This window comes from Pseudomonas sp. (assembly GCF_050739995.1).
Taxonomy (GTDB): domain Bacteria; phylum Pseudomonadota; class Gammaproteobacteria; order Pseudomonadales; family Pseudomonadaceae; genus Aquipseudomonas.
In genome coordinates, this window is record NZ_JBOICG010000692.1 from 1 (window position 1) to 7,587 (window position 7,587).

The 7,587-nt window shown below is 59.6% G+C and carries 9 protein-coding genes; 6 read left to right on the forward strand and 3 right to left on the reverse strand.

Going from position 1 to position 7,587, the window contains the following annotated elements; translation table 11 throughout:
• Nucleotides 1-84 precede the first annotated feature (84 nt).
• The 6 genes from pstB (at nucleotide 85) to ACRESD_RS23350 (ending at nucleotide 4,381) form a co-directional block, all read left to right on the forward strand.
• Nucleotides 85-918, forward strand: a complete 834-nt coding sequence (gene pstB / locus ACRESD_RS23325) for a phosphate ABC transporter ATP-binding protein PstB (protein WP_060756647.1) — start codon at nucleotides 85-87, stop codon at nucleotides 916-918.
• 71 nt (nucleotides 919-989) lie between these two features.
• Nucleotides 990-1,751 carry a phosphate signaling complex protein PhoU gene (phoU, locus tag ACRESD_RS23330; RefSeq protein ID WP_431753060.1) on the forward strand — a complete coding sequence of 254 codons (762 nt, stop codon included), beginning with the start codon at nucleotides 990-992 and terminating at the stop codon, nucleotides 1,749-1,751.
• A gap of 168 nt (nucleotides 1,752-1,919) precedes the next feature.
• Nucleotides 1,920-2,828, forward strand: coding sequence for a response regulator (locus tag ACRESD_RS23335; RefSeq protein WP_431753061.1), 909 nt, complete (start codon nucleotides 1,920-1,922; stop codon nucleotides 2,826-2,828).
• 187 nt (nucleotides 2,829-3,015) lie between these two features.
• On the forward strand, nucleotides 3,016-3,339 hold the full coding sequence (locus ACRESD_RS23340) for a type II toxin-antitoxin system RelE/ParE family toxin (RefSeq protein WP_431753062.1): 324 nt from the start codon (nucleotides 3,016-3,018) through the stop codon (nucleotides 3,337-3,339).
• A gap of 4 nt (nucleotides 3,340-3,343) precedes the next feature.
• Nucleotides 3,344-3,643, forward strand: a complete 300-nt coding sequence (locus ACRESD_RS23345) for a helix-turn-helix domain-containing protein (protein WP_431753063.1) — start codon at nucleotides 3,344-3,346, stop codon at nucleotides 3,641-3,643.
• 66 nt (nucleotides 3,644-3,709) lie between these two features.
• Entirely contained in the window at nucleotides 3,710-4,381 is a 672-nt protein-coding gene (locus ACRESD_RS23350; protein WP_431753064.1) for a peptidoglycan DD-metalloendopeptidase family protein, read from the forward strand.
• Nucleotides 4,382-4,385: 4 nt separating this feature from the next.
• Here the strand turns inward: ACRESD_RS23350 and ACRESD_RS23355 are convergent, their stop codons facing one another.
• The 3 genes from ACRESD_RS23355 to ACRESD_RS23365 all read right to left on the reverse strand — a co-directional run.
• Nucleotides 4,386-5,726, reverse strand: coding sequence for a hemolysin family protein (locus ACRESD_RS23355; protein WP_431753065.1), 1,341 nt, complete (start codon nucleotides 5,724-5,726; stop codon nucleotides 4,386-4,388).
• A gap of 269 nt (nucleotides 5,727-5,995) precedes the next feature.
• Nucleotides 5,996-7,318 carry a phosphate regulon sensor histidine kinase PhoR gene (phoR, locus tag ACRESD_RS23360; protein WP_431753066.1) on the reverse strand — a complete coding sequence of 441 codons (1,323 nt, stop codon included), beginning with the start codon at nucleotides 7,316-7,318 and terminating at the stop codon, nucleotides 5,996-5,998.
• A 44-nt stretch (nucleotides 7,319-7,362) separates the two neighbouring features.
• On the reverse strand, nucleotides 7,363-7,587 hold a 225-nt coding region (locus tag ACRESD_RS23365; RefSeq protein ID WP_431753067.1), incomplete at its 5' end, for a winged helix-turn-helix domain-containing protein.

Genomic DNA, 7,587 nt, shown 5'->3' on the forward strand with positions numbered 1-7,587 from the left:
ACAAGACCGCGCAGGACATTGAGATCAAGTAAACCGCTGAAACTGCGGTTCAATGAAACGAATTGGTAGCACAGGGAGCATCCCATGCAGCACGAAACCCACACCCACGGCATCAATATGTCGGCCCTGGGTCGCGACAAGCAGAGCCTGAGCCTGGCCCAGGAAACCGTGGCCATCGAAGTACCGGGCCTGAGCCTCTACTACGGTGAAAAGCAGGCGCTGTTCGACGTCAGCATGAACATCCCCAAGCAGCGCGTGACCGCCTTCATCGGCCCGTCGGGCTGCGGCAAGTCCACGCTGCTGCGTACGTTCAACCGTATGAACGACCTGGTGGACGGTTGCCGTGTGGACGGCGCCATCAACCTGTACGGCAGCAACATCTACCGTAAGGGCGAAGACGTGGCCGAGCTGCGTCGCCGCGTGGGCATGGTGTTCCAGAAACCGAACCCGTTCCCCAAGACCATTTACGAAAACGTGGTCTACGGCCTGCGCATCCAGGGCATCAACAAGAAGCGCATCCTCGACGAGGCGGTTGAGTGGGCCTTGAAGGGCGCGGCGTTGTGGGACGAGGTCAAAGATCGCCTGCACGACTCGGCACTCGGCTTGTCCGGCGGCCAGCAGCAGCGTCTGGTGATTGCCCGTACCATCGCCGTGGAGCCGGAAGTCCTGCTGCTCGACGAGCCGTGCTCGGCCCTCGACCCGATCTCGACCCTGAAAGTCGAAGAGCTGATCTACGAGCTCAAGTCCAAGTTCACCATCGTCATCGTGACCCACAACATGCAACAGGCGGCGCGGGTCTCCGACTACACCGCGTTCATGTACATGGGCAAGCTGGTGGAGTTCGGCGACACCGATACCCTGTTCACCAATCCGGCGAAGAAGCAGACCGAAGACTACATCACCGGTCGCTACGGCTAGTACGCGGTGGTTCTGATTGCATTGAATGCTGCGGTTCTCCGCACCTTACCGGACGTTCCAAGGACGCCAACATGATTAGCAAAGAAGGCCTTACCCATCACATCTCCGCGCAGTTCAACGCCGAGCTTGAGGAAGTGCGCAGCCACCTCCTGGCGATGGGCGGGCTGGTGGAGAAGCAAGTCAACGACGCCGTCACCGCGCTGATCGAGGCCGACTCGGGCCTGGCTCAGCAAGTGCGCGAGATCGATGACCAGATCAACCAGATGGAACGCAATATCGACGAAGAATGCCTGCGCATTCTCGCCCGTCGCCAGCCGGCGGCCTCCGACCTGCGTTTGATCATCAGCATCTCCAAGTCGGTGATCGACCTGGAACGTATCGGCGACGAATCCACCAAAATCGCCCGCCGCGCCATCCAGCTGTGCGAAGAAGGCGAGGCGCCGCGCGGTTACGTGGAAGTGCGCCACATCGGCGACCAGGTGCGCAACATGGTTCGCGATGCGCTGGATGCGTTTGCCCGCTTCGATGCCGAGCTGGCGTTGTCGGTGGCCCAGTACGACAAGGTCATTGACCGTGAGTACAAGACGGCGTTGCGCGAGCTGGCCACTTACATGATGGAAGACCCACGCTCTATCTCGCGGGTCTTGAACATCATCTGGGTATTGCGTTCCCTGGAGCGTATCGGCGACCACGCGCGCAATATCTCGGAACTGGTGATTTACCTGGTGCGCGGCACCGACGTGCGGCACATGGGCCTCAAGCGCATGAAAGCCGAAGTTGAAGGCACGGCTGATCAAATCCCTAATGTTCCAGGCGAACCTGACGATAAGTAAGGTTGCCCGAGAAATTAACGCCCGGCCTTTGGTCGGGCGTTTTTGTTTGTGGCCTCTGAATTTTTTGCGCAACGGGAGCAATAAAGTCCCGCTGTGACCAGCGAGATTTGGCAGAATGCCATCAGTCAGGCGTTTCGCGTGCCGAAGTTTCTATAGGATGAAGGGTCGATGAGTAAAGTCAGTGTATTGGTGGTGGACGACGCCTCGTTTATCCGCGACCTGGTGAAGAAGTGCCTGCGTAACTACTTCCCAGGGATCAAGATCGAAGACGCGGTCAACGGCAAAAAGGCGCAATCCATCCTGATGCGCGAGACCTTCGACCTGGTGCTGTGCGACTGGGAAATGCCCGAGATGTCTGGCCTGGAGCTACTGACCTGGTGCCGTGAGCAAGCGCACCTAAAGGCCATGCCGTTCGTGATGGTGACCAGCCGTGGCGACAAGGAAAACGTGGTGCAGGCGATCCAGGCCGGGGTTTCCGGCTACGTCAGCAAGCCGTTCACCAACGAGCAGTTGCTGAACAAGGTCAAGCAGGCCCTGCACAAGATCGGGCGCCTCGACGCACTGGTCGCCAGTGCACCGACCAAGATGAACTCGGCCTTCGGCAACGATTCCCTGAGCGCCCTGACCGGCGGCAAGCCTGAAGCGGTGCGTGCAGCACCCGTTGCAACAGCCGCCCCTGCACCAAGCAAGGGCCTGCTCAACAACCCACCCGTACAAGCGCCTGCAGCCGCGCCGGCGGCCGGTCGTGGCCAAGGCCAACTGCGGCTGTCCAGCGGCAACCAGCAATGCGTGATCAAGGCGCTGAGCATCAAGGAAGCGCTGTTGGTAGTGCGTCGCGGTGAAGTCCTGCCCCAGGTCCTGGAAAGCGCGGTGCTCGACCTTGAGCAAGGTGAAAACGCTGAAGTCGCCCGTCTCAACGGCTACCTGCACGCCATCGTCGCCTACGAACCCAAGCCCGACAGCGACTGGCTGCAACTGACCTTCCGGTTTATCGACCAGGATGCGCAGAAGCTCGACTACATCTCTCGCCTGATCGCCCGTGGTACGGCGCAGAAGCATTTTGTGCCGGGTGCGTGATTTCCTGAATATCGGGAATCGACCGACCGTCTGATTACCGTTAGCTGGCTTGATTTATATCTGTTTCGATATAGGCTCTCGATAACGCAGCAGTGTTATCGAGCCTTTGCTATGCCTTGAAACAAACCCTCACCGCTCTTGGCTGAATCGTCGATTACGCTTCTTTTTTCCAGAAAAGGAGAAGCCAATGCCAAGGCACAAGGATGTGGTGTTTCTAGGAAGCTCGCTCAAGGATCTCAAGGCATTTCCTCTCGATGCCCGTAGGGCCGCCGGTTTTCAGTTGGACCTATTGCAGCAGGGTGAACAGCCTTTTGATTGTAAGCCGATGAAAACAATCGGAAGGGGTGTCAGTGAGATCAGAATCACTGAGGAATCGGGAGCGTTTCGAGTGTTCTACGTGGTCAACCGGCCAGAAGCTGTCTATGTGTTGCATGCGTTGCGCAAGACCACACAGAAAACCGAAGGGCGGGATATCGAACTGGCTCGTGCCAGATTGCAGGAGTTAGGTTAAGCCAATGACAGACTCAAAAAATCACACCGAACGTTTCAGCTGCGTCTGGGATGCTCTGGAGGACACGCCTGCGCAAGCCGCCAATATGCGACTTCGCTCGAAGTTGCTGCTGGAACTGTGCAACACCATCAGCAGCTGGGAGCTTTCTCAGAAGGATGCGGCGCAAAGGCTTGGCATCAGTCAGCCACGTCTGAACGACGTGCTCAATGGCAAAATCGATAAGTTTTCTCTCGATGCACTCGTCAACTTGTCAGCTGCCGCTCAGATGCATGTGGATATCTGCTTTACTGCGCTGCCCGTTTGACGCTCACACAGTGTTGTCATGATCCCTTGCTAGCCTGCCGTTCAGTCATCCCGGCAGGTTCACGCCATGCTCATGCGTCTAATGCTGTTCTGTGGGCTGGCCTCGGTCGCCACCTCGACCCTGGCCATGACCCTCTACAAATCCACCGATGCCAATGGCGAGGTGTTTTTCAGTGACCGGCAAACCCCCGGCGCCCAAGCATTCGTGCTTCAGGAGCGCAGGGTCGAGCGGGTCAAGCGGCCGATGCTGGAGCTGCCCAAGTCGAGTTATCCACAACAAGCCTACCGCTACCCCTTTCCCTGGCGTGGCGGGCCGTTTCGCCTGACCCAGGGCCCCAACGGCAGTTTCAGCCACACCGACACCAAGAGCCGCTACGCCATGGACATCGCCATGCCCGAAGGCACGCCGATCATCGCAGCGCGTAGCGGCATGGTGGTGAAAATCGAGAATGGGCAGGCCGGGCGCGGTGGCGATGCTTCGGGGAACTTTGTGCGGGTACGGCACGATGATGGGACTGAGGGCGTGTACCTGCACCTCAAGCAAGGCTCGGTGAGTGTCAGGGCCGGGCAGCGCGTGGCACTGGGCAGCCCGCTGGCGTTATCGGGTAATACCGGCAACAGTAGCGGGCCGCATCTGCATTTCGTGGTGCAGCGCGCTACCGAGGCGGGGCTGGTGTCGATCCCGTATGAGTTCAGCCAGCCGGTTGGCACATTGCCCAACTTTGCGTTGGGCAATTGAAGGATCAATCCAGCAACAGAACCTTGGCCAACACAATCTTCGGCCCTTTCATCTTCTTGATGATGATCCGCAAACCTTCCACTTCCAGCACTTCTTCCTCTTCCGGCACTCGCTTCAAGGTGTCGTAGATCAGGCCGGCCAGGGTTTCGGCTTCGATGTGGTCCAAGTCCACGCCCAGCAGGCGTTCCACCTTGAACAATGGCGTGTCGCCGCGCACCAGCAGTTTGCCCGGCTGGTAGGCGAGGATGCCGCGCTCGGCCTTGCGGTGTTCATCCTGGATGTCACCCACCAGCACTTCGAGCACGTCTTCCATGGTCAGGTAGCCGATGACTTTGCCGTCGGCTTCTTCCACCAAGGCGAAGTGCGCGCCGCCTTTGCGGAACTGCTCCAGCAGTTGCGACAACGGCATGTGCCGCGAAACGCGCTCCAGCGGGCGGGTCAGTTCGGCGAGGTTGAACGACTCGGGGATGTGGTCCAGGGCTGCCAGTTCCAGCAGCAGGTCCTTGATGTGCAGCAGGCCGACGAACTCGTTTCGATTCGCGTCATACACCGGGTATCGGCTGAACTTGTGGCGACGGAACAGCGCAAGGATTTCCTTGAGCGGGGCGTTGAAGTCGAGGGTGACCAGGTCTTCCCGGGAGTTGGCCCAGTCCACCACTTCCAGTTCGCCCATTTCCACGGCGGAAGCCAGCACGCGCATGCCTTGGTCGCTCGGGTCCTGGCCACGGCTGGAGTGCAGGATCAGTTTGAGTTCTTCACGGCTGTAATGGTGCTCATGGTGCGGGCCGGGCTCGCCTTGGCCAGCGATGCGCAGGATGGCGTTGGCGCTGGCGTTGAGCAGGTAGATCGCCGGGTACATGGCCCAGTAGAACAGGTACAGCGGCACAGCCGTCCACAGCGACAGCAACTCGGGTTTGCGAATGGCCCAGGATTTGGGCGCCAGTTCACCGACCACGATGTGCAGGTAGGAAATCACGAAGAAGGCGGCAAAGAACGACACGCCTTTGATCACTTCAGGCGATTGCACGCCCACGGCATTCAGCAACGGCTCGAGGATATGCGCGAAGGCCGGCTCACCGACCCAGCCCAGGCCAAGGGAGGCGAGGGTGATACCCAGCTGGCAGGCCGACAGGTAAGCGTCGAGCTGGCTGTGCACGGTGCGTAGGATCTGCCCGCGCCAGCCGTTCTTGTGGGCGATGGCTTCGACCCGAGTGGCGCGCAGTTTGACCATGGCAAATTCCGCCGCAACGAAGAAGCCGTTGAGCAGTACCAGGATCAGTGCAAAAAGAATCATGCCGAAGTCGGCGAAGAGTGAAGCGAGGGTAATACCAGGGGAAGGGTCCATGATGGGGTTTTGCAGGTTCCGTGTATTCAATTAGAGGTCAAAGGTCGGCCTGAAAGGCAGGCACAAGTCGGCCAATGTAGCGGCTGACGGGGCGCTTGCCTAGTGGTTGCTGCCGGGTGGGCCTTGGAATTCCCTCTCCAGCACGATACCGGCCCAATGTGGGAGGGGGCTTGCCCCCGATGGCGGCGGGTCAGATGTGAATGTGTTGACTGACACCCTGCTATCGGGGGCAAGCCTCCTCCCACATTTAGCCCAGTGTTGTTTTCGGGTTATTCGTCGGTCCCGAGTACTCGCGAGCGGGTCACCTGGGCCGGCGGAAAATGGCAGGTAAACGTACTGCCGTGGCCCAGCACACTACTGATCTCCAGCCGTGCACGGTGGCGCAGCAGCACATGCTTGACGATGGCCAGGCCCAGCCCGGTACCGCCAGTGTTGGAGTTGCGGCTGGAGTCGACACGGTAGAAGCGTTCGGTCAGGCGTGGCAGGTGTTTGGCGTCGATACCGATGCCGGAGTCCTGCACGCTCAGGTGAGCACCTTGTTCGTCGGCCCACCAGCGGATGCGGATGTTGCCTTTATCCTGGGTGTACTTGACGGCGTTGAACACCAGGTTGGAAAACGCGCTGCGCAATTCGCCTTCGCTGCCTTTGAGCAAAACCTGCGGGTCGGCTTCCAGGGTGATCTGCTGGCCGCGCTGACCGGAGAGGGCCTGAGCATCGTTCTTGATGGTCTGCAGCAGGCTTTGCACGGTCACCGGGTGGTTGTCCGACGGGTAATCGGTCGCTTCCAGCTTGGCCAGCAACAGCAGGTCGTTGAGCAGAGTCTGCATGCGCGAACCTTGCTGCTGCATTTGCTGCAGGGCGCGGCTCCAGCGCGGGTTGATCTCGTCGACATTGTCCAGCAGCGTTTCCAGGTAACCGCAAATCACCGTCAACGGCGTGCGCAGCTCATGGGAGACGTTGGCGACGAAGTCTTTACGCATCTGTTCCAACTGGTGGATACGGGTCACGTCACGCACCAGCATCAGGTGTTCGTTGTTGCCGTAGCGCGTCAAGTACAGCTGGATGCGCACGCGGTCATTGGTGGGCGAGGGGATTTCCAGGGCTTCTTCGTAATTATCCTGCTCGAAGTATTCCTTGAAGCGCGGATGGCGTACCAGGTTAGTCACCGGCTGGCCGCTGTCCTGGGGCGTCTTGAGGCCCAGCAGGGTCTCGGCAGCGCGGTTCCACCACTCCAGGTTGCCATCGCTGTCGAGCATGATCACCGCGTCTTTCAGTGCGGCGGTGGATTCCTGTACCCGGTCGATCACGGCTTGCAGACGTCCGCGTACTCGTTGGTCACGGCGTTGCAGGTGGTAGATGCTGTCAAACACCTCGCCCCACAGGCCATAGCCGTCGGGTGGTGCTTCATCGGGTTTGTGCTGGCGCAGCCATTCATGCAGGCGCAGCAATTGCTTGAGGGTCCAGCCCAGGTACAGGCCGAGGCCGACGGCCAGGCTCCAACCGTAATAGCCGCTGATCAAGCCTACCAGCAGGCAGCCGGTGATCAGCAAAAGCATGTGGCGGATCAGGGTGCCATGCCAGTTTTGGTTCACTTAAACATGCGTCCTTGTCAGCTGTTCAGGGAATTCGGCTCGGCTCAGCCTTTGGTAGAAAAACGGTAGCCGGTGCCGCGCACGGTTTGTACCAGATTCTCGTAGGCATCGCCCAAGGCTTTGCGCAGGCGGCGGATATGCACGTCCACGGTGCGTTCTTCCACGTACACGTTGCCGCCCCACACTTGGTCGAGCAATTGGCCGCGGGTGTAGGCACGCTCCTGGTGGGTCATGAAGAATTGCAGCAGGCGGTATTCGGTCGGGCCCAT

Bases quoted from the DNA above. Each gene is read 5' to 3' on its own strand.
- ACRESD_RS23335 (WP_431753061.1), top strand. From the start codon at position 1,920: ATGAGTAAAGTCAGTGTATTGGTGGTGGACGACGCCTCGTTTATCCGC.
- pstB (WP_060756647.1), top strand. From the start codon at position 85: ATGCAGCACGAAACCCACACCCACGGCATCAATATGTCGGCCCTGGGT.
- ACRESD_RS23340 (WP_431753062.1), top strand. From the start codon at position 3,016: ATGCCAAGGCACAAGGATGTGGTGTTTCTAGGAAGCTCGCTCAAGGAT.
- ACRESD_RS23355 (WP_431753065.1), bottom strand. From the start codon at position 5,726: ATGGACCCTTCCCCTGGTATTACCCTCGCTTCACTCTTCGCCGACTTC.
- ACRESD_RS23345 (WP_431753063.1), top strand. From the start codon at position 3,344: ATGACAGACTCAAAAAATCACACCGAACGTTTCAGCTGCGTCTGGGAT.
- phoU (WP_431753060.1), top strand. From the start codon at position 990: ATGATTAGCAAAGAAGGCCTTACCCATCACATCTCCGCGCAGTTCAAC.
- ACRESD_RS23350 (WP_431753064.1), top strand. From the start codon at position 3,710: ATGCTCATGCGTCTAATGCTGTTCTGTGGGCTGGCCTCGGTCGCCACC.